Source organism: Kitasatospora sp. NPDC056273 (assembly GCF_042268845.1).
Taxonomy (GTDB): Bacteria; Actinomycetota; Actinomycetes; order Streptomycetales; family Streptomycetaceae; genus Kitasatospora.
Map to the genome: position 1 here is coordinate 1 of NZ_JBHJSJ010000016.1, position 23,114 is coordinate 23,114.

The window sequence follows — 23,114 nt, forward strand, 5'->3', positions numbered from 1 at the left end:
GGATCCTGGTCGGCGGCCGATCGGCTACTGCTGTGGGCTGTGGAGCATAGGAGACTCGAACTCCTGACATCTGCCTTGCAAAGGCAGCGCTCTACCAACTGAGCTAATGCCCCTCGACGGCACCGCGCGCGTGCCAACGGGCACTAGCGTACCGGTTTCCGGCGCGATTCCCAGCGCCGTCCCCCCGGAACGGTGCCGTTCCAAGGGGTCGGCCGGTCCGGTTCGTCGACCGGGCCGGCCGGCCCGGGAGGCGCCGACGGGCGCCTCCGGAGTTCGTCGATCGTCAGATCGCCGGGGGCTCAGCGACCGGCCGGGACCGGGTCGGTGGCCTCGGTCCACAGGTCCTGCTCGGCGCGGTCCGCCTGGACCTGACGGTAGACAAAGAAGCCGCCGAGGGCGACCAGGGCGACCAGGAGAAGCTTCTTCACCGCGGGACCTCGTCCTTCTTGCGTTGGTGGACTCAAGAGCCGGATCCGGCCGGACTGACCGGGCCGACGAGTCCAGTTGTGTTTCGAGCGCGAACGGGCGGCCGGGTGCCAGACTGCCCTTGCGGCCGATGATACACACCGGTGTCCCAATCGTGACCAGCCACCGGTGCGGCCAACCCGGCGGTCCGGTCCCAGGATTGACGCCGCACCTCCTGGCGGGCGGTCCGACCGTGCCCGGCCCGTCCCGCGCGCCCGCGGATCAGACCCGGCCCGCCGAGCCGTCCGCGGGTCCGCCCGCCGTCCCGCCCGCCGTCCCGTCCGCCGGGCGGCCCGGCGCCACCACCACGGCGGTGCCGTTCGCCAGGTCCACCCTGGTCCGCGGCGGCGCCCCCTCGCCCTCCTCGTCCCGCAGCATCAGAGTGCTGCGACGTTCGTCCAGCTCGTGCTGCTTGCCCGCGGCGAACTGCGCGTGCAGCTGCTCGAACCCGGTGGCCGAGATCTGCCCCTCCCGGCCCGTCCCCCGCCAGGGCACCCAGCGGGCGCGGCGCGCCCGCAGTGCCAGTTGATCGAGCGCGGCCAGCACCACCAGGGCGCAGACCAGTCCGGGGATGCTCATCGCCCAGAACACCGCCATGCCGTCACCAACCCTCCACCGTCCCTCCCCCGAGAACCGTCGGGAGGGGCGCGCGGTTCCCGGTCCGGCGGCGGGAATGCGGCGGGCACGCGGCGGGCACGCGGCGGGCACGCGGCGGGAAACGTCGAAGGGCCCGGAGTGGATCACTCCGGGCCCTTCGGGGAGGTGGGCCTAACAGGACTTGAACCTGTGGCCTCTTCCTTATCAGGGAAGCGCTCTAACCGTCTGAGCTATAGGCCCTCACCGATGAGAGATCGTACCGGATGCCGGCCGATCCACGGCCCCGCCCGATCTCAAGAACTGTCGAAGGGCCCGGAGTGGATCACTCCGGGCCCTTCGCGGTGGTGGGCCTAACAGGACTTGAACCTGTGGCCTCTTCCTTATCAGGGAAGCGCTCTAACCGTCTGAGCTATAGGCCCTTGCCGCACTGAAAGATTAGCGGACCGACGGCCGATCTCCCAAATCCGGGTCGGCCGGGGCTGCGGCGGCACCCCCCGCGACCAGCTGCGGCGCACCCACGGAGGGGCGCAGCAGCCACTCCTCGCGGGTCGGCGGCAGGCCCGCCGCGCCCTCCTCGGTGCTGCGGACGGCGAGGACCTGATTGATCCCGATCCGGTTCTGCTCGAAGGCGAGCGCGGAGGCCGCCATGTACAGCCGCCAGACCCGGGCCCGGCCGCGGCCGACCAGCCGGACCGCCTCCGTCCAGTGCGCCTCCAGGTTGGCCACCCACTCGCGCAGGGTCAGCCCGTAGTGCTCGCGCAACGACTCGACGTCCCGGACCTCGAAGCCGGCCTCCTCCAGCCGGGCCACCGTGGACCCGACGGGGGAGAGCTCGCCGTCCGGGAAGACGTAGCGGTCGATGAAGGGGCTGGTGCGGTGCGGCACCCCGGGGATGTCGGGGCGGCGGGCGATCTGGTGGTTGAGCAGCCGGCCGCCGGGCACCAGCAGCCGGTACAGGCCCTCGGCGTAGACCCGGTACTGCTCGGAGCCGACGTGCTCGGCCATCCCGACGCTGGAGATCGCGTCGAAGGGCCCGTCGGTGATCTCCCGGTAGTCCTGGAGCCGGACCTCGACCCGTTCGGACAGCCCGGCCTCCTCGACCCGGGCGCGGGCCAGCGCGACCTGCTCCGTGGAGATGGAGACGCCGACCGCGGTGACCCCGTAGTGCTTCGCCGCGTGCAGCAGCAGCGAGCCCCAGCCGCAGCCGACGTCCAGCAGGCGCATCCCGGGGCGCAGGCCGAGCTTGCGGCAGATCAGGTCGAGCTTGGCCTCCTGGGCCGCCTCCAGGCTCTTCGCCTCGGGCGCCCAGTAGGCGCACGAGTAGACCATCGAGGAGCCCAGCACGATCCGGTAGAAGTCGTTCCCGACGTCGTAGTGGTGGCTGATGGCCGCGCGGTCGCGGCTGCGGCTGTGCAGCCGCCCGGGGGCCCTGCGGACCTCCTCGCGGGGCGGCTCGGGCTCGAGGCCGACCGCCCCGGCCCGCAGCGCGGCGGCGAGCACCCGGCGGCCCTTGGGGCCGAGCGCCTCGCGCGGCCCGAGGGCCAGGGTGCGGACCTCCGGCCGCTCGGCGAAGCGGGCGACGGCGGAGAGCGTCTCGTACAGGTCGGTGCCGGGGGCGAGTTCCAGGTCCCCCGCGACGTAGGCCCGGGCCAGGCCCAGCTCGCCCGGCTGCCAGACCAGCCGGCGCAGCGCCCGGCGGTTGCGCAGGACCACGGTGGGCGCGCCCGGCGGCCCGGCGGTGCTGCCGTCCCAGGCCTGTACCCGCAGCGGTACCGGGACCCCCAACAGCCCTTCGAGGGCTTCGACCAGTTGACCTGCGAGCTTCGCCACCGCGCGCCTCCGTCCAGTCGTCCTGCGGAACCTCAGCTGACCCGGTCGGGCGGACCGGGGGCGGCCTGCGGCACTCCCAGGCGCGGGACGGGCGGCACCCAGCTTGTCCCACCGCGGCCGCCCGGTTTCCGGGTGGCACGCCGCGGGCGGCCGGCTGTCACCCGAAATGCCGACGGGCCCCACCCGCTGCAACAGCGGTTGGGGCCCGTGCATTCCGTCCGTGGACGGGGAGCTGAGCGAGCGTCAGGATCAGGCCGGGATCAGTCCTCCTCGGCCAGGGTGAGCTCGACGCCGCCGGTAAAGCCGGCCGCCGCGTTGTAGATGAACGCGGAGAGCGTGGACAGGGCGGTCAGCAGGACGACGTCGACCACGGCGATCAGCGTGGTGAAGGTCATCACCTTGCCGAAGCCGACGTAGTCCATCAGGTTGAGGCCGCCGCTGCTGTCCGAGCCGGTGACGTCCTTGAGGGTCTTGGTCAGCGAGTCGAAGACGCCGAGCGAGTCCAGCGTCATCCACAGCACGGCCGCGGCCACGATGATGATGATGCCGACGGCCAGCGACAGCAGGAAGCTGACCTTCATCACCGACCACGGGTCCACCTTGGTCACCCGCAGCCGGGCCTTGCGGGTCCGGCCGAGGCCGGCCCCGCCGGTCGCGGCCGCGGGGGCACCGGCGGGGCGGCGCGCCGCCCCGGTGGGGGTGCCGCCGGCCGGGGTCGCCCCGACCGGGGTCCCGCCCGCCGGGGTGTGGCCCGGGCTCCGGGTGCCCCGGGCCGGGGTCGGCTGCCCCTTGGCGTACGTGGTCGGCTGCGAGAAGCCGGCCTGGCCGCTCGGCGGCGCGGGCGTCTGCCCCCCGTAGGTCGCACCGCTCTGGCCCGCTCCACCGGCCGGCGGCATCAGCGAGGTGGACGCGGCCGAGTGCTCGGTCGGCGGCTGCGGAACGCCGTACGCACCCCCGCCCTGCGCGCCCGGACGGCCGCCGGAGGTTCCTCCCGCAGCACCCGTGGCTCCACTCACCTGGTCCTCCCGCACTTCCCACCAGGACGGCGGCGCCGCCCTGCTTCGTCACTCGTCATCCAGCGCCCGGCGGGATTGCCCGGAACTGGTCGGCGTCCGGTGCCGCCGCATCCATACTCTGGACGCGGCGGCACCGGTCTGCGGTTCGGTTCAGGCCTCGACGTCTCCGTCGACCGCCGTCTCCGCTCCCTCGGCCGTCTCGGTGGACTCGGTACCCGCCACCTCGTCCTCCGCCGTCTCCTCGTCCTCGGCCTCCGCGTTGCGGGCCATGCCCACGACCGCGTCGCGCTTTCCGAGGTTGATCAGTTGGACGCCCATGGTGTCACGTCCGGTTTCACGAACCTCGGAAACCCTCGTGCGGATCACCCCACCCGAGAGGGTGATCGCCATGATCTCGTCGGATTCGTCGACCACGAGCGCACCGACCAGCGAGCCCCGGCCCTCGACGATCTTCGCCGCCTTGGTGCCGTAGCCGCCGCGTCCCTGGACACGGTACTCGTCCACCCCGGTGCGCTTGGCGTAGCCGCCGTCCGTGGCGGTGAAGACGTAGGTGCCCGGACGGACGACGTTCATCGAGAGCAGTTCGTCGTCCTCGCGGAAGGCCATGCCCTTGACGCCGGAGGTGGCGCGGCCGGTCGGGCGCAGGGCGTCGTCGGTCGCGGTGAAGCGGATCGACTGGGCCTTCTTGGAGACCAGCAGCAGGTCGTCCTCGGCGGAGACCAGCTCGGCGCCGATCAGCTCGTCGTCCTGGCCCTCCTCGTCCTGGCGCAGGTTGATCGCGATCAGGCCGCCGGAGCGCGGCGAGTCGTAGTCCTTGAGCGCGGACTTCTTCACCAGGCCGGCCCGGGTGGCGAGGACCAGGTACGGCTTGTCCTCGTACGTCCGCACGGCCATCACCTGGGCGATGTGCTCGTCCGGCTGGAAGGCCAGCAGGTTGGCGACGTGCTGGCCGCGGGCGTCGCGCCCGGCGTCCGGCAGCTCGTAGCCCTTGGCGCGGTAGACCCGGCCCTTGTTGGTGAAGAACAGGATCCAGTTGTGGGTCGTCGTCACGAAGAAGTGGTCGACGATGTCGTCCTGCTTCAGCTGGGCACCGCGCACGCCCTTGCCGCCGCGCTTCTGCGAGCGGTAGAGGTCGGAGCGGGTCCGCTTGACGTAGCCGCCACGGGTGATCGTGACGACGATGTCCTCCTCGGCGATGAGGTCCTCGATGGAGAGGTCGCCGTCGGAGGGGATGAGGGTGGAGCGCCGCTCGTCGCCGTACTTGTCGACGATCGCGGTGAGCTCCTCGGAGATGATCTCCCGCTGGCGGACCGGCGAGGCCAGGATCGCGTTGTACTCGTCGATCTTGCGCTGGAGCTCGTCGTGCTCGTCCATGATCCGCTGGCGCTCGAGGGCGGCCAGTCGGCGCAGCTGCATCTCCAGGATCGCGTTGGCCTGGAGCTCGTCGATGTCGAGCAGGCCCATCAGGCCGGTGCGGGCGGCATCGGCGCTGGCCGAGGCCCGGATCAGCGCGATGACCTCGTCGATCAGGTCCAGGGCCTTCAGCAGGGCGCGCAGGATGTGCGCGCGCTCCTCGGCCTTGCGCAGCCGGAAGGTGGTGCGCCGGACGATGACCTCGACCTGGTGGTTGACCCAGTGCCGGATGAAGGCGTCGAGCGACAGCGTGCGCGGCACGCCGTCGACCAGGGCCAGCATGTTGGCGCCGAAGTTGGTCTGCAGCTCGGTGTGCTTGTACAGGTTGTTCAGCACGACCTTGGCGACCGCGTCGCGCTTGAGCACGACCACCAGGCGGGTGCCGGTGCGGGACGAGGACTCGTCCCGGACGTCGGCGATGCCGGCGATCTTGCCGTCCTTGACCAGGTCGGCGATCTTCAGCGCGAGGTTGTCCGGGTTGACCTGGTACGGCAGCTCGGTGATCACCAGGCACTGGCGGCCCTGGATCTCCTCGACCTCGACCACGGCCCGCATGGTGACCGAGCCGCGGCCGGTGCGGTAGTAGTCGTCGATGCCGCGGCGGCCGACGATCAGCGCGCCGGTCGGGAAGTCGGGGCCCTTGATCCGCTCGACCAGGGCGTCCAGCAGCTCCTCGGCGGAGGCCTCCGGGTTCTCCAGGTACCAGAGCGCGCCGGAGGCGACCTCGCGGAGGTTGTGCGGCGGGATGTTGGTGGCCATGCCGACCGCGATGCCGGTGGCACCGTTGACCAGCAGGTTGGGGATGCGCGCGGGCAGGACGGTCGGCTCCTGCGAGCGGCCGTCGTAGTTGGGCGCGAAGTCGACGGTCTCCTCGTCGATGTCGCGCATCATCTCCATGGCCAGCGGCATCAGCTTGCACTCGGTGTAGCGCATCGCCGCCGCCGGGTCGTTGCCCGGGGAGCCGAAGTTGCCGTTGCCGTCCACCAGCGGCATCCGCAGCGACCACGGCTGGGCCAGGCGGACCACGGTGTCGTAGATCGAGGTGTCACCGTGCGGGTGGTAGTTGCCCATGACGTCGCCGACGACGCGGGCGCACTTGTAGTAGCCCTTCTCGGGCCGGTACCCGCCGTCGTACATCGCGTAGAGCACGCGGCGGTGCACCGGCTTGAGGCCGTCGCGGACCTCGGGGAGCGCCCGGCTGACGATCACGCTCATCGCGTAGTCGAGGTAGGAGCGCTGCATCTCGGTCTCGAGCTCGACCGGCTCGATCCGCATGGTCACCTGGGCGGTGCCCTCGGCTGCGGGGGTCTCGGGCTGTTCGCCTTCGGGACGGTTGTCGTCGACCACTGGTGGTCAGTTTCCTTTCACGCGGACTGGAACGTGCGGGGCCTGCGGTGCAGGCGTCACACGTCCAGGAAGCGAACGTCCTTGGCGTTGCGCTGGATGAAGGAGCGGCGCGCCTCGACGTCCTCGCCCATCAGCACGGAGAACAGCTCGTCGGCACGGGCGGCGTCCTCCAGGGTGACCTGGAGCAGCAGGCGGTGCTCGGCGTCCATGGTGGTGACCCGGAGCTCCTCGGCGTTCATCTCGCCGAGACCCTTGAAGCGCTGGATCGCGTCGTCCTTGGGCAGCCGGCGCCCGGCCTCCACCCCGGCCGCGATCAGCGCGTCGCGCTCGCGGTCGGAGTAGGCGTACTCGAAGTCGTCCTTGCCCCACTTGATCTTGTACAGCGGCGGCATGGCGAGGTAGACGTACCCGGACTCGACCAGCGGCCGCATGAAGCGGAACAGCAGGGTGAGCAGCAGGGTGCGGATGTGCTGTCCGTCGACGTCGGCGTCGGCCATCAGGACGATCTTGTGGTACCGCAGCTTGGACTCGTCGTAGTCCTCCTGGATGCCGCAGCCGAAGGCCGAGATGAGCGCCTGGACCTCGGTGTTCTGGAGGACCTTGTCGATCCGGGCCTTCTCGACGTTCAGGATCTTGCCGCGGATCGGCAGGATGGCCTGGGTGCGCGGGTCGCGGCCCTGCTTGGCCGAGCCGCCGGCGGAGTCACCCTCGACGATGAAGATCTCGCACTCGGACGGGTCCTTGGACTGGCAGTCCGAGAGCTTGCCCGGCAGCGAGGCGGACTCCAGCAGGCCCTTGCGGCGGGTCAGGTCGCGGGCCTTGCGGGCGGCGACGCGCGCGGTGGCGGCCTGGATGGACTTGCGGATGATGTCCGCGGCCTCGTTGGGGTTGCGGTCCAGCCAGTCGTTGAGGTGCTCGTGGACGACCTTCTGGACGAAGGTCTTGGCCTCGGTGTTGCCGAGCTTGTCCTTGGTCTGGCCCTCGAACTGGGGCTCGCCGAGCTTGACCGAGATGATCGCGGTCAGACCCTCGCGGATGTCCTCGCCGGAGAGGTTGTCGTCCTTCTCGCGGAGCAGCTTCTTGTCCCGCGCGTAGCGGTTGACCAGGCCGGTCAGCGCGGCGCGGAAGCCCTCCTCGTGGGTGCCGCCGCCGTGGGTGTGGATGGTGTTGGCGAAGCTGTAGACCCCCTCGGTGTAGGAGGAGTTCCACTGCATCGCGATCTCCACCGAGATCGCCTTGTCCTTGTCCTCCGCCTCGAAGTCGATCACCGAGGGGTGGACGACCTCGCCCTTGCGGGAGTTGAGGTGGGCGACGAAGTCGGCGATGCCGCCGTCGTACTTGTACGTGACGGTGAGCGGCTTGCCCTCCTCGTCCGCGTGCTCGGGGCGCTCGTCGGTCAGCGAGATCGACAGGCCCTTGTTGAGGAAGGCCATCTCCTGGAAGCGCCGGGAGAGCGTCTCGAAGGAGTAGACGGTGGTCTCGAAGATGTCGCCGTCGGCCCAGAAGGTCACCGTGGTGCCGGTGCGGTCGGTCTCCGCGCCCTTGACCAGGGGGGCGGTCGGCGCGCCCATCTTGTAGTCCTGGGTCCAGATGTGGCCGTCCCGGTGGATCTCCACCGAGAGCCGGGTGGACAGCGCGTTCACCACGGAGACGCCCACGCCGTGCAGACCGCCGGAGACGGCGTAGCCGCCGCCGCCGAACTTGCCGCCGGCGTGCAGGACGGTGAGCACGACCTCGACGGCGGGCTTGTCCTGGCCGGGGACGATGTCCACCGGGATGCCGCGGCCGTTGTCGACGCAGCGGATGGCGCCGTCGGCCATGATCGTGACGTCGATGGTGTCGGCGTGCCCGGCCATCGCCTCGTCGACGGAGTTGTCCACGACCTCCTGCACCAGGTGGTGCAGGCCGCGCTCGCCCGTCGAACCGATGTACATGCCGGGGCGCTTGCGGACGGCGTCGAGGCCTTCCAGCACCTGGATGTTGCTACCGGTGTAGGAAGCCTGCTCGGACTGGTCTGGGGTCTGGCTGGGGTTGCCGGAATCGGCCACGAAGCGCCCTCTCTGGCACAGCACGGGTCGCATGCCCACCCCGTACGGGCGGGCGTGCGACCACAGCGTTTCGACTCGGTTGCCACTAGCAACAGTGTTTGGCTTTCAGTCTACCGGTACGACTGACAGAGATGGGCGTTTGGCAGCCCTTGAGGGCAGATATGCCGCCCTGAATCCCCTCGGGACATGTCCCGATACTCGCCCGGGGGGCCCAGGGCGCCTGGAAGGGCTGTCAGGGGTTCCGGAAGATCGCCATCCGATCCGCGCCCCCGCCGGCCGTCCGAGGTCCCGGTCAGCCCCAGGTGTCGCCCGGCCCCTTGCTCCCGGGCGCGCGCAGCCGGCCGTAGCCGCGGGCGGGCGCCGCGGGGCCGAGCACCTTGATGGTCCGGACCGTCCCGTGGCCCAGCTCGTGGTTCAGACGGGCCACCAACTGCCGTGCCAGCCAGCGTAGTTGGGTGGCCCAGGCGGTGGAGTCGCACTGCACGGTGAGCACCGCGGCGGCCTCGTCGTAGGAGGAGGGGTGGCAGTGCGCGGCGATGTCCGGGCCGACGATCTGCGGCCAGCGGCCCATCACCCCGCCGACGGCGGCCGAGGACTCCCAGCCGCGCTCGGTCAGCAGCCGGTTGAGCGCCGCGCCCAGCGGGACCGGGTCGCGGCCGTCCGAGCGGGCGCCGCTGCGCAGGCCGTGCCGCTTCGCCTCGCGCTTCTCCCGGACCTGCTCGCCGCGCTGACGGGCCTGGGCCCGGGCCGCGCGCAGCGCGGAGCGGGCGAGGTCGGCACCGGTCGGCGCCGGGGCACCTGGCTCGGGGGAGTGCTCCGCCGGCTCGCTCACGGCGATCTCCTTTCCCCAGCCTGTGGACAACGGTCGCGGTCGCGCGCCCGCCGAGCCGTCCAGCCTACGGGAGCCGCCGGGCCCCTCGGGCCGGGGCGGGGGCGCGCGGTGCGCGGAAGCGGTCGCGGTCCGGTGACGGCGGTGTGGTGGTGCGGGTGGAGGGGTGTGCAGCGGTGCGGACGCGGGGGCGCGGTCAGGCGTCGACCCGGCGCACCGCGCCGTCGGAGACCGCGAACCGGGCGCCGGCCAGCGCCTTCGGCACGTCCTCGGCGACCGCCGCGGTCACCAGCACCTGCTCGCCGCCGGCCACCAGCTCGGCCAGCCGGTCCCGGCGGGCGGCGTCCAGCTCGGCGAACACGTCGTCCAGGATCAGCACCGGCTCGCCGCCGTCGGCGCGCAGCAGCTCGTACGAGGCCAGCCGCAGCGCCAGCGCGAACGACCAGGACTCGCCGTGGCTGGCGTAGCCCTTGGCGGGCAGCGGGCCGAGCTTGAGCCCCAGCTCGTCGCGGTGCGGGCCGACCAGGGTGACACCGCGCTCGACCTCCTGCTTGCGGACCGCCTGCAGCGCGTTCAGCAGCTGCTCCTCGGCCTGCTCGCGACTGGTCGGCAGCTCGCCCTCGAAGGAGCTGCGGTACTCCAGGGCGGTCTCGCCGCCGCCGGGGGCCAGCTGCCCGTACGCGGCCGCCACCAGGGGCTGCAGGGCGGCCACCAGCTGGATCCGGAAGGCCGTCAACTCGGCGCCGGCGCGGGCCAGATGGCCGTCCCAGACCTCCAGGGTGGACAGGTCGGCGCCCTTGCCGCCGCCGGCCCGGCGGGCCATCGCGGCGGTCTTCAGCAGGGCGTTGCGCTGCTTGAGCACCCGCTCGTAGTCCTGCCGCACCCCGGCCAGCCGGGGTGCCCGGGCGGTCAGCAGCTCGTCCAGGAAGCGCCGCCGCTCACCCGGGTCGCCCTTGACCAGGCTGAGGTCCTCGGGGGCGAACAGCACGGTGCGCAGCAGGCCCAGGACATCCCGCGGGCGGACGTTGTCGGAGCGGTTGATCCGGGCCCGGTTGGCCTTGCCCGGGGTGAGCTCCAGCTCGATCAGGGTGGACCGGCCGCGGTCCACCACCGAGGTGCGGACCACCGCCCGCTCGGCGCCCAGCCGGATCAGCGGGGCGTCGGTGGCGACCCGGTGGCTGCCCAGGGTGGCCACGTAGCCGATCGCCTCGACCAGGTTGGTCTTGCCCTGGCCGTTGGGCCCCACGAAGGCGGTCACGCCCGGGTCGAGGGGAACCTCGGCCCGGGCGTACGACCGGAAGTCGGCGAGCGACAGGTGCGCGACGTGCATGGCTGTGGACTGCGCCCGCCTTCTTGGGGAGGACCTGCTGGTTACTTGGACTCGACCGCGTGGCCGCCGAACTGGTTGCGCAGCGCGGCGATCATCTTCATCTGCGGCGAGTCCTCCTGGCGGGAGGCGAAGCGGGCGAACAGCGAGGCGGTGATCGCCGGCAGCGGCACGGCGTGGTCGATCGCGGCCTCGACGGTCCAGCGGCCCTCGCCGGAGTCGGCGGCCCAGCCGCGCAGCTTGTCCAGGTGCTCGTCCTCGTCCAGGGCGCGGACGGCCAGGTCCAGCAGCCAGGAGCGGATGACGGTGCCCTCCTGCCAGCTGCGGAAGACGTCGCGCACGTCGGTGACCTCGGGGGCGGCCTCCAGCAGCTCCCAGCCTTCGGCGAAGGCCTGCATCATCGCGTACTCGATGCCGTTGTGGACCATCTTGGCGAAGTGGCCGGCGCCCACCGCGCCCGCGTGCACCGAGCCGAACTCGCCCTCGGGCTTGAGGGCGTCGAAGACCGGCTGGGCCTTCGCGACGTGCTCGGCGTCGCCGCCGTACATCAGCGCGTAGCCGTTCTCCAGGCCCCAGACGCCGCCGGAGACGCCGCAGTCCACGAAGCCGATGCCCTTGGCGGCCAGCGCCTCGGCGTGCTTGACGTCGTCGGTCCAGCGGGAGTTGCCGCCGTCGACCACCACGTCGCCGGGGGAGAGCAGCTCGGCGAGCTCGTCGACGGTCGCCTGGGTGGCGGCGCCCGCCGGGACCATGACCCAGACCACGCGCGGGCCCTGGAGCTTGCTGACGAGCTCCTGGAGGCTCTCGACGTCGGAGATGTCAGGGTTGCGGTCGTAGCCGATGACGGTGTGGCCGGCGCGGCGGATCCGCTCGCGCATGTTGCCGCCCATCTTGCCGAGACCGATGAGGCCGAGCTCCATGACCAAGTCCTTACCTGTGGTGACGTGCCTGCCGGCGGCGCCGTTGCCGCACTCCTTGAGCCTACGCGCTGGAGCGGCCCCGCCCGGCTGCGGTCGGGGCCGGCCGGGGGAGACGGCCACAGGCTGTGCACAGCGGGTGTGCACAGCCTGTGGACGAAGGACGGGCGGGATCAGCCGGAGAGGCGGACCGGCATGATCAGGTACTGGTAGGCCTTGTCCTCCTCGGCGTCCACCGAGACCTTGCCGCTGAGCAGCGCGGGCTTGGTCGGGGTGGTGAAGCTGAGCTGGGCGAAGGGGGAGTCGATGGCCTTGAGGCCCTCCTCCAGGTAGCCCGGGTTGAACGCGATCGAGATGGCGTCGCCCTCCAGGGAGGCCTCGATCCGCTCGGTGGCCTGGGCGTCGTCGCCCGAACCGGCCTCCAGCGTCAGCACGCCCTCCTCGAAGTTGAGGCGGACCGGGGTGTTGCGCTCGGCGACCAGCGAGACGCGCTTGAGCGCCTCCAGGAAGGGCTGGGTCTGGATCGCGGCGATCGCGTTGAACTCGGTCGGGAAGAGGCTGCGGAACTTGGGGAACTCGCCCTCCAGCAGCCGGGTGGTCGTCCGGCGGCCGGCGCCCTCGAAGCCGATCAGGCCCTCGCCCGCGCCGCCCGAGGAGAGCGCGATGGAGACGTTGTCGCCGCTGCCCAGGGACTTGGCGATGTCCTGGAGGGTCTTGGCGGGGACCAGCGCGACGGCGGAGATGTCCGACTGCTCGGGCTTCCACAGCAGCTCGCGGACGGCGAAGCGGTAGCGGTCGGTGGCGGCCAGGGTGATCCGGTCGCCCTCGATCTCGACCCGGACACCGGTGAGCACCGGGAGGGTGTCGTCCCGGCCGGCGGCGACCGCGGCCTGGCTGACGGCCGAGGCGAAGACGTCCCCGGAGACGGTGCCGGTGGCGGTCGGCATCTGGGGCAGCGCCGGGTACTCGTCCACCGGGAGGGTGGGGAGGGTGAACCGGGAGCTGCCGCAGACCACGCTGACCCGCTGGCCGTCGGTGGAGATCTCCACCGGCCGGTTGGGGAGGTTGCGGGAGATGTCGTTCAGCAGCCGGCCGGAGACCAGGACGGTGCCGGCCTCCTCGACGTCCGCCTCCAGCTCGACCCGGGCCGAGACCTCGTAGTCGAAGCCGGACAGCGCCAGGCTGCCCTCCTGCGCGGTCAGCAGCAGGCCGGCCAGCACCGGCACCGGCGGCCGTGCCGGGAGGCTGCGGGCAGCCCAGGCCACCGCCTCCGCGAGGACGTCACGCTCCACCCGGAACTTCACCGGTAACCGCCTCCTGGATCGAGCGCTCCCGCTCGCACTCTGGTTCGTCTGATCTTGATCGTCGGTTCGGCTGTCCACCGAGCTCGGTCACTCCGCTTCCAGTCGCAAGGACAGTCTGACGTACTCCGCCGACAGACGGGGCAGACGGGCGGAAGCGACCCGAACTGTTGTCGGGGCCCGGTTGTCCACAGATTCGGGGCCCACCCACTTTGAAAGCAAGTCCGGGGTCTAAATGTGTAGTGGTAGTAGTAGGGCCTGTGGAAACCGTGGATAACCCTGTTTCCGCAGGTCAGAGCCCGAATTTTGTCCACAGCGGGTGTGGACGGCGGCTGTGGACGGGCAGGCCGCGCTGTGGACAGCCGAGCGTTACCCACAGGGCACGCAGGGTATCCACAGGTTATCCCCAGGGCTGTCCCCAGATCCGGGCCCGGTTATCCACGGGCGCCGGTCAACTTTACGTGACGCCTTTCACACCAGGGTATGAACGCCAGCCCACGGTTGTCGAACTGTGGACGCCGCTGTGGACAACCTGGGGATAACCGGCCCTCCCCTGGGGACAACCGGTGGATAACCCGGATGGCCCACTGTGGACCCGTCAATTGTCCACACCCTGTGGATAACCGTTGTGCACAAGTCCACAGGCACCTGACCTGCGCGGAAGAGCGTAGCGGCGACGGGCCTGTGGACGAATTCTGGATAACTCCGCACTCCCCACCCTGTGGACGGCTGCGGAGGGGCCCGTCCTGTGGACAACGGCCTTGCGCGCCCCCGGGTTTCGAATCACCGGTCAGTTGTTCGGCGCGGGCTGCGGACTGGCGGACCGTCCGTCGAGGGCATCCCTGCCCAGCCGGCGCGCGACGCACACCTGTGGACACGAGAAAGGGCGTCAGGATTCGCTCCTGACGCCCTTGGGGGCCCGTCTTCGGACCCGGGCCCGCCGTGCCTGCTCCGGCTAGCTCTTGATGCGGTTGGTGAGTTCGGTGACCTGGTTGTAGATCGAGCGCCGCTCGGCCATCAGCGAGCGGATCTTGCGGTCCGCGTGCATCACCGTGGTGTGGTCGCGGCCGCCGAACTGCGCGCCGATCTTCGGCAGCGAGAGGTCGGTGAGCTCGCGGCAGAGGTACATCGCGATCTGCCGGGCCGTCACCAGCACCCGGCTGCGCGAGGACCCGCAGAGGTCGTCCACGCCCAGGCCGAAGTAGGCGGCGGTCTGCTGCATGATGACCTGCGCGGTGATCTCCGGGCCGGCGTCCTCGTCCCCGCCCGGGATCAGGTCCTTGAGGACGATCCCGGCCAACTCCAGGTCCACCGGGGCCCGGTTGAGGTTGGCGAAGGCGGTCACCCGGATCAGCGCGCCCTCCAACTCCCGGATGTTGCGGGTGATCCGGGAGGCGATGAACTCCAACACGTCGGCGGGGGCGTTGAGTTGCTCCTGGATCGCCTTCTTGCGCAGGATCGCGATCCGGGTCTCCAGCTCCGGCGGGGTGACGTCGGTGATCAGACCCCACTCGAAGCGGTTGCGCAGCCGGTCCTCCAGCGTGGTCAGCAGCTTGGGCGGCCGGTCCGAGGAGAGGACGATCTGCTTGTTCGCGTTGTGCAGGGTGTTGAAGGTGTGGAAGAACTCCTCCTGCGTGGACTCCTTGCTCGCGAGGAACTGGATGTCGTCCACGAGCAGGATGTCCATGTCCCGGTAGCGGCGGCGGAAGGTGTCCGCCTTGCCGTCCCGGATCGAGTTGATGAACTCGTTGGTGAACTCCTCCGAGGACACGTAGCGCACCCGGGTGCCCGGGAAGAGACTGCGCGAGTAGTGCCCGATGGCGTGCAGCAGGTGGGTCTTGCCCAGCCCGGACTCGCCGTAGATGAAGAGCGGGTTGTACGCCTTGGCCGGGGCCTCGGCGACCGCCACCGCCGCCGCGTGCGCGAAGCGGTTGCTGGCGCCGATGACGAAGGTGTCGAACAGGTACTTGGGGTTCAGCCGGGCGGCCGGCTCGTCCTTGCGGGAGCCGCCGGCCGGGGGAGCGCCGGGCGGGGCGGGCACGCCGGGGACGCCGGGACGCTCGGCGGAGCGCTCCGGGGCGGCCTTCTCGGCCGGGCGGCCGCCGGTGGGACGGGAGCCGCCGGCCCGACGGCCGGCGCCGGTGCGGGGCTGCTCGTTCGGGCCGGGGCCGTAGGCGCCGCCGAAGAGGTCGCCCTGGGTGGTCGCGGGCGGGCCGGGGACGGGCCGCGGCGCCGGACGGGACGCGGGCTCCTCCGCGTCGCGGTAGCCGGGCGGCTGCTCCTGGTAGCCCTGCCAGCCGGGCCCGCCGCCGGGGCCGCCGTACGGGGCCTGGCGCTGCTCGTAGCCGCCGGTGTCGTAGCGGGGGCGCTCGTAGTCCTGCTCGTACCCCTGGCCCTGCTCGTACGGCTGCGGCTGCTCGTAGGGCTGGCCGTGCTCGTACGGCTGCTGGTAGCCCTGGCCGCCGTAGCCGGGGGTGTCGTCCTCGGCCGGGCCCGGGTAGGGCTCGGCGGGGGCCTGGGGGGCGGGCGCGGGGGTGGTCGGCACCGCGTTGGCGTCGACCATCACGGCGATCCGGACCGGGCGGCTGAGCTCACGGCTGAGGGCCTCGGTCAGCTGCGGCAGCAGCCGGCCCTCCAGCACCTGCTTGGCCCGCTCGTTCGGGGTCGCCAGCAGGGCGGTGTCGTGCATCATCCACATCGGCTGGGTGCGCTGCACCCACTGTTTGTCCATCTCCCCGACATCGGGGTCGGCGACCAGCCGCTCGACGACCCTGGCCCAGACCGGGACGAGGTCGCTGTTGACATCAGCCACTGGTGCACGCTTTCCAAGAACAAACCAGACAAGTTCTGCAACGGTAGTCAGCGAACAGGGACGGATCAAGTCGTTGTCCACAGGCTGTGGGTAAGACGGGCGAGAGACGGCTGGTTTGACCCCCGTGCCCCGTCCCGCGTACCGTAACCAGGTCGAGTTGTCGATGGCCGCTGCCGCATGTCCGCGGGTCCACCCGCTCCATAAGGCGCGCAGCACGGGCGCCGTGGATTGCCTCAAACCCCAGCCGAACTGGGGCGATGGGCCGGATTTCCGAATCAGGGGAGATCACGCGGACGCACGGTGACGGCCAAGCGATTCCCCGTCATCCTACGATTCACCTCAGGAGCCCCCGAGTGAGCAAGCGCACCTTCCAGCCGAACAACCGTCGTCGCGCGAAGACCCACGGCTTCCGGCTGCGTATGCGTACCCGCGCCGGCCGCGCCATCCTGGCCGCCCGCCGTGGCAAGGGCCGCAGCAGCCTGTCCGCCTGATCCGCGCCAGAGTCTGTTGTGCTGCCCTCCGAGAATCGGCTGCGGCGGCGCCAGGACTTCGCGACCGCGGTGAAACGCGGTCGCCGGGCCGGCCGGCCCCTTCTGGTCGTCCATCTCAGCAGAGACGGTGACCCGCAGGGGCAGACCGACCGGACCAGCGACTCCCGCCCGCACGTCGCCGAGGGGACTCCTTCGGCGCGTGCGGGTTTCGTCGTGAGCAAGGCCGTTGGCCCGGCGGTCGTTCGCAACCTGGTCAAGCGCCGGTTGCGCCATCTCGTTCGTGATCGTCTCTCCAGGCTGCCCGCCGGTAGCCTGATAGTGGTGCGTGCGCTGCCCCAGGCCGCGACCGCCTCGTACCAGGACCTCGAACGTGACCTGGACGCGGCACTGAAGCGGTTGCTGAGGACGGAGCCCGCCGCCACGGCGCCGACGGGAGCAGGTCGATGAAGTACCTGCTGATGGGTCTGATCAGGGTCTACCAGTGGACCATCAGCCCACTGCTCGGTCCGGTCTGCCGTTACTACCCCTCCTGCTCGCACTACGGCTACGAGGCCGTGAAGGTGCACGGAGCGGTCAAGGGCGGCGGGCTGACCGTGTGGCGCATCCTGCGCTGCAATCCGTGGACGCCCGGTGGGGTCGATCATGTCCCGCCGCGCAAGCATCCGGTGTGGCACCGGCGGTTGCGAGACTGGCTGAAGAGCCGGTCCGCCACCGGAGACCCGGTGACCGCCACCCCCGCCGGTCCGGACCCCGAGGGCCCGGCGACCATTGGCCCCGTGCGGCCAATCCACCTGTCCAAGGAGCCTGACCGGTGACCTTCTCCTTCCTGAATCCCCTGTACACAGCGGTGTCCTGGATCATCGTCCAGTTCCACTCGCTGTACAGCCACATCTTCAACCCGGACGGTGGCTGGGCCTGGGGTCTCGCCATCGCCTCGATGGTGGTCGTCATCCGGATCTGCCTGATCCCGCTCTTCGTGAAGCAGATCAAGGCGACCCGGGCCATGCAGGCGATCCAGCCGAAGATGAAGGCCATCCAGGAGCGCTACAAGAACGACCGGCAGCGCCAGTCCGAAGAGATGATGAAGCTGTACAAGGAGGCGGGTACCAACCCGTTCTCCAGCTGCCTTCCCATCATCGTGCAGGCGCCGTTCTTCACCGCGCTCTACGGGGTGCTCGCCAAGGTCGCCAAGGGCCAGGACATCGGCGTCATCCACGGTGACCTGCTGGTGAGCGCCGGCAAGGCGCACATCTTCGGTGCCCCGCTCTCCGCGACCTTCGTGGGCAGCCCCGAGACCAGCGTCAAGATCGTCACCGCCGTGATGATCATCCTGATGTCGCTGTCGCAGTTCGTCACCCAGCGCCAGCTGATGACCAAGAACGTCGACCTCTCGGTGAAGACGCCGTTCATGCAGCAGCAGAAGATGCTGATGTACGTCTTCCCGATCATGTTCGCCGTGATGGGCATCAACTTCCCGGTCGGTGTCCTGGTCTACTGGCTGACCACCAACGTCTGGTCGATGGGCCAGCAGCTGGTCGTGATCCACAACAACCCGACCCCGGGCAGCAAGGCCTTCGAGGAGCGTCAGGCCCGTCTGAAGAAGGCCGGCCGGCTGCGTCCGGACGGTACGGAGATCAAGGGCGCGCTCTGGGGCATGCTGCCCCCGTCCAAGGCGGCCGTCAGCGAGGCGGCCAGCGCCGCCGCGGTGGTCGAGGAGTCGGTGCAGGTGCGCCGCCAGCAGCCCCGTCGGCAGAGCAAGGCCCAGCGCCAGCAGGCCGGTGTCGGACAGCCGACCGGCGAGCCGGACAAGAACAGCCAGGCGGAGGAAGCCGCCGACACGGCTCCGTCCGACAGCGTGCCGTCCGACTCCGGTGCCAAGCCGGCGGCCGCCAAGCAGGCCGCGGCGAAGCCCGCCGGTACCAAGCAGGGCACCCGGCAGCAGCCGAAGCGCGGTGGCGGCCAGCGGCCGAAGAAGAAGTCCTGACCGGTCCCGAGCCCGTTGTGACCGCCGCGAAGAGCTTCGTCCCCGGCCCGACAGACGGGCCCATCTCCGAAGGAGTCCATCAGTGACGGAAGGCACCACCTCCGCCGTCGAGGCCGAGGCCGCCGCCAGCGCCGACGAGAGCCTCATCTCCCGCCTGGAGCAGGAGGGCGACATCGCGGCGGACTACCTGGAGGGTCTGCTCGACATCGCGGACCTCGACGGTGACATCGACATGGACGTCGAGGGCGACCGCGCCCTGGTCTCCATCGTCAGCGACGGCAACGACCGTGCGCTGCAGCGCCTGGTCGGCCAGGACGGCGAGGTGCTGGAGGCCCTCCAGGAGCTGACCCGGTTGGCTGTCCACCGGGAGACCGGCGAGCGCAGCCGCCTCATGCTGGACATTGCCGGCTTCCGGGCCCGCAAGCGCGAGGAGCTGGCGGTGCTCGGCGCCCAGGCCGCCGAGCAGGCCAAGAGCAGTGGCGAGCAGGTCAAGCTGCGGCCGATGACTCCCTTCGAGCGCAAGGTCGTCCACGACGCGGTCGCCGCGGCCGGCCTGCGCAGCGAGTCCGAGGGCGAAGAGCCCCAGCGGTTCGTGGTCGTGCTGCCGGTCTGAGGCCGACAGGTCGACGACCGGCCGCCGCGGCGGCCGGAGAGCTTCACCGGACGCGACCCCGTCCGCCTCGTGCGGGCGGGGTCGTCGTCCCTTCTGGGATGTTTCACGTGAAACAGTGCGTTGAGCGGGTCGGTGGATCCGGGGATCGGAGAGGTCGAGATGGACACGGAGAACGCGGCTGCCGGCCGGCCGGGGGCGGACGTGGACCCGGCCGCTGAGGGGCCGGCCACCGAGCTGGAGCACCCTGGCGAGGCACCGGCTGCCGCCCGGGAGGTCTTCGGGGAGCGCTACGACGCCGCGGTCCGCTACACCGAGCTGCTGGCCACCGCGGGCGTGCAGCGCGGGCTGATCGGGCCCCGCGAGGTGCCCCGGCTCTGGGACCGCCACGTGCTGAACTGCGCGGTGCTGGCCGAGCTGCTGCCCTCCGGCATCACCCTGTGCGACGTCGGCTCCGGGGCCGGCCTGCCGGGCATCCCGGTGGCGCTGGCCCGTCCGGACGTCTCGGTGACGCTGCTGGAGCCGCTGCTGCGCCGGACCACCTTCCTGGAGGAGGTCGTCCGGGAGCTGGGGCTGGACAACGTCACGGTGCTGCGCGGCCGCGCCGAGGAGATGGTCGGCAAGCTCGCGGTGGACGTGGTGACCGCCCGGGCGGTGGCGCCGCTGGAGCGGCTGGCCGGCTGGGGCATGCCGCTGCTGCGCCCGCACGGGCAGATGCTGGCGCTCAAGGGGGACAGCGCGGAGCAGGAGCTGGCCGACTCGCGGGCCGGGCTGGCCAAGCTGGGTGCGGTCGAGTGGAGCGTCATCGCCGTCGGCGAGGGCACCCTGGAGACCTCGACCCGGGTGGTCCAGGTGAAGGCGGGGGAGAGCCCCGGCGGGGTGAAGGCGGCCACCCGGCGCGCCAAGGCGGCCCGGGCGGGCCGCACCGCGAGCGTCCGGAACGGCGAGCGCGGCCGGGGCGGACGGCGCCGCGGACGCTGATCGGGCGTGACATCGGGCACCTGACGAGCACGGGCGGACGGTCCTCCTGCGAGGGGGGAACGTCCGCCCGTCGTCGTTCAGGTGTCGGTGGGGTCGACGGCTGGACACCGGAGTGTCGCAACGTCAGATTTCCGGCATAGCGGGCATGGTGTTTCCCGTGAAACGTCGCTCCTTGCTCTCGGGCATCCTCCGCCGTGACCGGGCGGCGACTGTTGCCGCTCCGGTTTCACGTGAAACACTGACCCCCATGCAGGACTCGGAGACCGTCGACCAGATCGATGACACGCCCATCGCGCGGGCCGCCCAGGCCGCGGTCCGGGCGATCGGCCGAGCGGGTGAGGGACTGCCCCGGCCGGCCGCCACCCGGGTGATCGTGGTCGCCAACCAGAAGGGTGGGGTGGGCAAGACCACCACCACCGTGAACATGGCCGCCTCCCTCGCCATGCACGGCCTGCGCGTCCTGGTCGTCGACCTCGACCCGCAGGGCAACGCCTCCACGGCGCTCGGCATCGACCACCACGCCGAGGTGCCGTCCATCTACGACGTCCTGGTGGAGGGCAAGCCGCTGGCCGACGTGGTGCAGCCGGTGCACGACGTCGAGGGGCTGTTCTGCGTCCCCGCCACCATCGACCTGGCCGGCGCCGAGATCGAGCTGGTCTCCCTGGTGGCCCGGGAGAGCCGGCTCCAGCGCGCCATCACCGCCTACGAGCAGCCGCTCGACTACATCCTGATCGACTGTCCGCCCTCGCTGGGCCTGTTGACGGTCAACGCCATGGTCGCCGGCCAGGAGGTGATGATCCCGATCCAGTGCGAGTACTACGCGTTGGAGGGCCTCGGCCAGCTGCTGCGCAACGTCGAGCTGGTGCGCGCGCACCTCAACCCCGCACTGCACGTGTCGACCATCCTGCTCACCATGTACGACGCCCGGACGAGGCTGGCCGCCCAGGTCGCCGAGGAGGTCCGGACCCACTTCCACCAAGAGGTGCTGAGCACGGCGATCCCGCGGTCGGTGCGCATCTCGGAGGCGCCCAGTTACGGGCAGACGGTGCTCACCTACGACCCGGGGTCGACCGGGGCGCTCTCCTACCTGGAGGCCGCCCGCGAGCTCGCGCAGCGTGCGGTGGGCCCGGGCGGCTCGCTGGTGGGTCAGCAGCGGGACGGCCAGCAGGGGCACGGCGCCCCGGTGGCACAGCACGGTACGACGGAGGGTCATCAGTGAGTGCTCGCAGGGTTGGTCTGGGTCGAGGGCTGGAGGCGCTGATCCGCCCCGCCGCGCCGGTGGACGGCGGGGTGGAGGCGAAGACTGCGGCAGCCGTGCCCGCACCGGCCCCGGTGACGCCGCTGCCGAGTGTCCGCGGCACGGTGGCGGCCAGGGCGGCCGCCGAGAAGCGGGCCGAGCAGGCGCAGCCGGCCGGCGCGTACTTCGCCGAGCTGCCGCTGGACGCGATCACCCCCAATCCGCGCCAGCCGCGTGAGGTCTTCGACGAGGACAAGCTGGCCGAGCTGGTCACCTCCATCAAGGAGGTCGGTCTGCTCCAGCCGATCGTGGTCCGCCAGGTCGGCGTGGACAGCTTCGAGCTGATCATGGGCGAGCGCCGCTGGCGCGCCTCCCGGGAGGCCGGGCTGGAGCGGATCCCGGCGATCGTCCGGGCCACCGAGGACGACAAGCTGCTGCTGGACGCCCTCCTGGAGAACCTGCACCGCGCCGAGCTGAACCCGGTGGAGGAGGCCGCCGCCTACGACCAGCTGCTGCGGGACTTCTCCTGCACCCACGAGGAGCTGGCCGATCGGATCGGCCGCTCGCGGACGCACGTCTCCAACACCCTGCGGCTGATGAAGCTCCCGCCCTCCGTCCAGACCCGGCTGGTGGCCGGGACGCTGATGGCCGGGCACGCCCGGGCGCTGCTCGGCCTGTCGGACCCGGAGCAGCAGGAGCGGCTGGCCGCGCGGGTGATCGCCGAGGGCCTCACGGTGCGCAACGTCGAGGAGCTCGTCGTGCTGATGCGCTCGGAGGAGCCGGAGCAGCCCAGGCGCCAGGCGCCGAAGGCGGGCAAGCTGAACTCCCCGGCCTTCAACGACCTGGCGAGCCGGCTGTCCGACCGCTTCGACACCCGGGTCAAGGTCGAGGTGTCGCAGCGCGGCGGCAGGCTGGGCAAGGGCAAGGTGGTGCTGGAGTTCGGCTCGGTCGAGGACCTGAACCGGATCCTGGACAGCATGGCCCCGGGGGAGGACGGTCTGCGGCTGTCGCAGGGCTGAGCCGGCCCGGCCGGCCGAGGGCGACGACCCGATGGGTGCGTGTTCCACGTGAGCGCTGTTTCACGTGAAACATGCACCCATCGGCGTTCGTGGGGGAATGCTCGACCGTGAGAGGGAGGAGGAGGTGCGGCCATGGGACGGCGGATCGTTCCGCTGACGCTGGACAACCTCGGGGACCTGCCGGCCGGCTGCCGCTCCTGCGTGTTCTGGGAGCTGGACCCGGTCAGTGCGAAGGAAGCGGTGGAGTCGGGCAAGCCGGAGCTGGAGAAGGAGGGGTGGATCTCCACGGTGCTGCTGGAGTGGGGCTCCTGCGGCCGGATCGTCTACGTGGACGACCGGCCCGCCGGGTTCGTACTGTACGCGCCGCCCGCCTACGTCCCCCGCTCGCAGTCCTTCCCGACCAGCCCGGTCTCGCCCGACGCCGTCCAGCTGATGGTCAGCCGGGTGCTGCCGGGCTACCAGCGCCAGGGGATCGGCCGGGTGCTGGTGCAGACCGTGGCCAAGGACCTGATCGGGCGCGGGGTGCGGGCGATCGAGGCCTTCGGCTCCTCCGGGCGGGCGCCGACCAGTTGCGTGCTGCCGGCCGACCACCTGCTCGCGGTCGGCTTCAGGACCGTCCGCCCGCACTCGCGCTACCCGCGGCTGCGGCTGGAGGCGCGGACCACGCTCTCCTGGCGGGGCGACGTGGAGGGGGCGCTGGAGCGGCTGCTGGGCGGCGGGCGCAAGGAGCCGGTGCTGCCCTTCTAGGGCCCGGAGACGCCCTTCGCGGGGCCGGGAACGACGGAGGCGGGGCTCCCCCCCAGGGGAGCCCCCCCGCCCCGCGGTCGGCGACCCGAAGACCAAGATGAAGTCGGCCCACACGCGCAGCAGCCCGGCCATCGGACGGGCCC

At 71.4% G+C, this 23,114-nt stretch carries 20 protein-coding genes and 3 tRNA genes; 9 read left to right on the top strand and 14 right to left on the bottom strand.

Going from position 1 to position 23,114, the window contains the following annotated elements; all coding sequences use genetic code 11:
• Positions 1 to 40: 40 nt before the first annotated feature.
• The 14 genes from ACFCY1_RS16705 to dnaA all read right to left on the bottom strand — a co-directional run bounded on the left by ACFCY1_RS16705 (position 41) and on the right by dnaA (position 15,902).
• Positions 41 to 113: transfer RNA gene (locus ACFCY1_RS16705), tRNA-Ala, on the bottom strand.
• Between the two features lie 186 nt (positions 114 to 299).
• Positions 300 to 428 carry a DLW-39 family protein gene (locus ACFCY1_RS16710; protein WP_014137031.1) on the bottom strand — a complete coding sequence of 43 codons (129 nt, stop codon included), beginning with the start codon at positions 426 to 428 and terminating at the stop codon, positions 300 to 302.
• A 259-nt stretch (positions 429 to 687) separates the two neighbouring features.
• Positions 688 to 1,062 (bottom strand): DUF6191 domain-containing protein, encoded by a 375-nt coding sequence (locus tag ACFCY1_RS16715; protein WP_375875033.1) that lies wholly within the window; start codon positions 1,060 to 1,062, stop codon positions 688 to 690.
• Between the two features lie 166 nt (positions 1,063 to 1,228).
• Positions 1,229 to 1,302, bottom strand: a tRNA-Ile gene (locus tag ACFCY1_RS16720).
• Positions 1,303 to 1,404: 102 nt separating this feature from the next.
• Positions 1,405 to 1,481 (bottom strand) — tRNA-Ile (locus ACFCY1_RS16725).
• 16 nt (positions 1,482 to 1,497) lie between these two features.
• Positions 1,498 to 2,892, bottom strand: coding sequence for a class I SAM-dependent methyltransferase (locus ACFCY1_RS16730; RefSeq protein ID WP_375875034.1), 1,395 nt, complete (start codon positions 2,890 to 2,892; stop codon positions 1,498 to 1,500).
• Positions 2,893 to 3,152: 260 nt separating this feature from the next.
• The gene (locus ACFCY1_RS16735) at positions 3,153 to 3,908 is read right to left on the bottom strand and encodes a DUF3566 domain-containing protein (protein WP_074002160.1); all 756 of its coding nucleotides are present in this window, start codon (positions 3,906 to 3,908) and stop codon (positions 3,153 to 3,155) included.
• Positions 3,909 to 4,058: 150 nt separating this feature from the next.
• Positions 4,059 to 6,668: a DNA gyrase subunit A gene (gene gyrA / locus ACFCY1_RS16740; protein WP_049654618.1), complete on the bottom strand. Its 2,610-nt coding sequence runs from the start codon at positions 6,666 to 6,668 to the stop codon at positions 4,059 to 4,061.
• A gap of 56 nt (positions 6,669 to 6,724) precedes the next feature.
• Positions 6,725 to 8,749: a DNA topoisomerase (ATP-hydrolyzing) subunit B gene (gyrB, locus tag ACFCY1_RS16745; protein ID WP_369808323.1), complete on the bottom strand. Its 2,025-nt coding sequence runs from the start codon at positions 8,747 to 8,749 to the stop codon at positions 6,725 to 6,727.
• A 259-nt stretch (positions 8,750 to 9,008) separates the two neighbouring features.
• Complete coding sequence (locus ACFCY1_RS16750; RefSeq protein WP_049654619.1) at positions 9,009 to 9,548, bottom strand: DUF721 domain-containing protein; 540 nt, start codon at positions 9,546 to 9,548, stop codon at positions 9,009 to 9,011.
• Positions 9,549 to 9,741: 193 nt separating this feature from the next.
• Complete coding sequence (gene recF / locus ACFCY1_RS16755) at positions 9,742 to 10,875, bottom strand: DNA replication/repair protein RecF (RefSeq protein ID WP_049654621.1); 1,134 nt, start codon at positions 10,873 to 10,875, stop codon at positions 9,742 to 9,744.
• Positions 10,876 to 10,916: 41 nt separating this feature from the next.
• Entirely contained in the window at positions 10,917 to 11,792 is an 876-nt protein-coding gene (gnd, locus tag ACFCY1_RS16760; protein WP_049654622.1) for a phosphogluconate dehydrogenase (NAD(+)-dependent, decarboxylating), read from the bottom strand.
• A gap of 170 nt (positions 11,793 to 11,962) precedes the next feature.
• Positions 11,963 to 13,093, bottom strand: coding sequence for a DNA polymerase III subunit beta (dnaN, locus tag ACFCY1_RS16765; protein ID WP_074001900.1), 1,131 nt, complete (start codon positions 13,091 to 13,093; stop codon positions 11,963 to 11,965).
• A gap of 952 nt (positions 13,094 to 14,045) precedes the next feature.
• Entirely contained in the window at positions 14,046 to 15,902 is a 1,857-nt protein-coding gene (gene dnaA, locus ACFCY1_RS16770) for a chromosomal replication initiator protein DnaA (RefSeq protein ID WP_074001899.1), read from the bottom strand.
• Positions 15,903 to 16,255: 353 nt separating this feature from the next.
• Between dnaA and rpmH the strand changes: the two genes are divergently transcribed.
• The 9 genes from rpmH (at position 16,256) to ACFCY1_RS16815 (ending at position 22,971) form a co-directional block, all read left to right on the top strand.
• Positions 16,256 to 16,393 (top strand): 50S ribosomal protein L34, encoded by a 138-nt coding sequence (gene rpmH, locus ACFCY1_RS16775; RefSeq protein ID WP_030305394.1) that lies wholly within the window; start codon positions 16,256 to 16,258, stop codon positions 16,391 to 16,393.
• Between the two features lie 18 nt (positions 16,394 to 16,411).
• Positions 16,412 to 16,840 carry a ribonuclease P protein component gene (rnpA, locus tag ACFCY1_RS16780; RefSeq protein WP_049655849.1) on the top strand — a complete coding sequence of 143 codons (429 nt, stop codon included), beginning with the start codon at positions 16,412 to 16,414 and terminating at the stop codon, positions 16,838 to 16,840.
• Complete coding sequence (gene yidD / locus ACFCY1_RS16785; RefSeq protein WP_049655851.1) at positions 16,837 to 17,208, top strand: membrane protein insertion efficiency factor YidD; 372 nt, start codon at positions 16,837 to 16,839, stop codon at positions 17,206 to 17,208. Before rnpA ends, yidD begins: the two co-directional genes overlap by 4 nt.
• Positions 17,205 to 18,377, top strand: coding sequence for a membrane protein insertase YidC (gene yidC / locus ACFCY1_RS16790; protein WP_375875035.1), 1,173 nt, complete (start codon positions 17,205 to 17,207; stop codon positions 18,375 to 18,377). Before yidD ends, yidC begins: the two co-directional genes overlap by 4 nt.
• An 82-nt stretch (positions 18,378 to 18,459) precedes the next feature.
• Complete coding sequence (locus tag ACFCY1_RS16795) at positions 18,460 to 18,990, top strand: R3H domain-containing nucleic acid-binding protein (protein WP_049655854.1); 531 nt, start codon at positions 18,460 to 18,462, stop codon at positions 18,988 to 18,990.
• Positions 18,991 to 19,149: 159 nt separating this feature from the next.
• Positions 19,150 to 19,968: a 16S rRNA (guanine(527)-N(7))-methyltransferase RsmG gene (rsmG, locus tag ACFCY1_RS16800; protein ID WP_079271995.1), complete on the top strand. Its 819-nt coding sequence runs from the start codon at positions 19,150 to 19,152 to the stop codon at positions 19,966 to 19,968.
• Positions 19,969 to 20,215: 247 nt separating this feature from the next.
• Positions 20,216 to 21,187, top strand: coding sequence for a ParA family protein (locus ACFCY1_RS16805; protein WP_234348544.1), 972 nt, complete (start codon positions 20,216 to 20,218; stop codon positions 21,185 to 21,187).
• A complete protein-coding gene (locus ACFCY1_RS16810) occupies positions 21,184 to 22,224 on the top strand; it encodes a ParB/RepB/Spo0J family partition protein (RefSeq protein ID WP_074001897.1) in 1,041 nt (346 codons plus the stop codon). Before ACFCY1_RS16805 ends, ACFCY1_RS16810 begins: the two co-directional genes overlap by 4 nt.
• 132 nt (positions 22,225 to 22,356) lie before the next feature.
• Positions 22,357 to 22,971, top strand: coding sequence for a GNAT family N-acetyltransferase (locus ACFCY1_RS16815; RefSeq protein WP_049655856.1), 615 nt, complete (start codon positions 22,357 to 22,359; stop codon positions 22,969 to 22,971).
• Positions 22,972 to 23,114 lie beyond the last annotated feature (143 nt).

Coding starts and splice junctions, on each gene's coding strand:
- ACFCY1_RS16715 (WP_375875033.1), bottom strand. CDS start 1,062: ATGGCGGTGTTCTGGGCGATGAGCATCCCCGGACTGGTCTGCGCCCTG.
- gyrB (WP_369808323.1), bottom strand. CDS start 8,749: ATGCGACCCGTGCTGTGCCAGAGAGGGCGCTTCGTGGCCGATTCCGGC.
- recF (WP_049654621.1), bottom strand. CDS start 10,875: ATGCACGTCGCGCACCTGTCGCTCGCCGACTTCCGGTCGTACGCCCGG.
- gnd (WP_049654622.1), bottom strand. CDS start 11,792: ATGGAGCTCGGCCTCATCGGTCTCGGCAAGATGGGCGGCAACATGCGC.
- yidD (WP_049655851.1), top strand. CDS start 16,837: ATGAAGTACCTGCTGATGGGTCTGATCAGGGTCTACCAGTGGACCATC.
- rsmG (WP_079271995.1), top strand. CDS start 19,150: ATGGACACGGAGAACGCGGCTGCCGGCCGGCCGGGGGCGGACGTGGAC.
- ACFCY1_RS16805 (WP_234348544.1), top strand. CDS start 20,216: ATGCAGGACTCGGAGACCGTCGACCAGATCGATGACACGCCCATCGCG.
- ACFCY1_RS16815 (WP_049655856.1), top strand. CDS start 22,357: ATGGGACGGCGGATCGTTCCGCTGACGCTGGACAACCTCGGGGACCTG.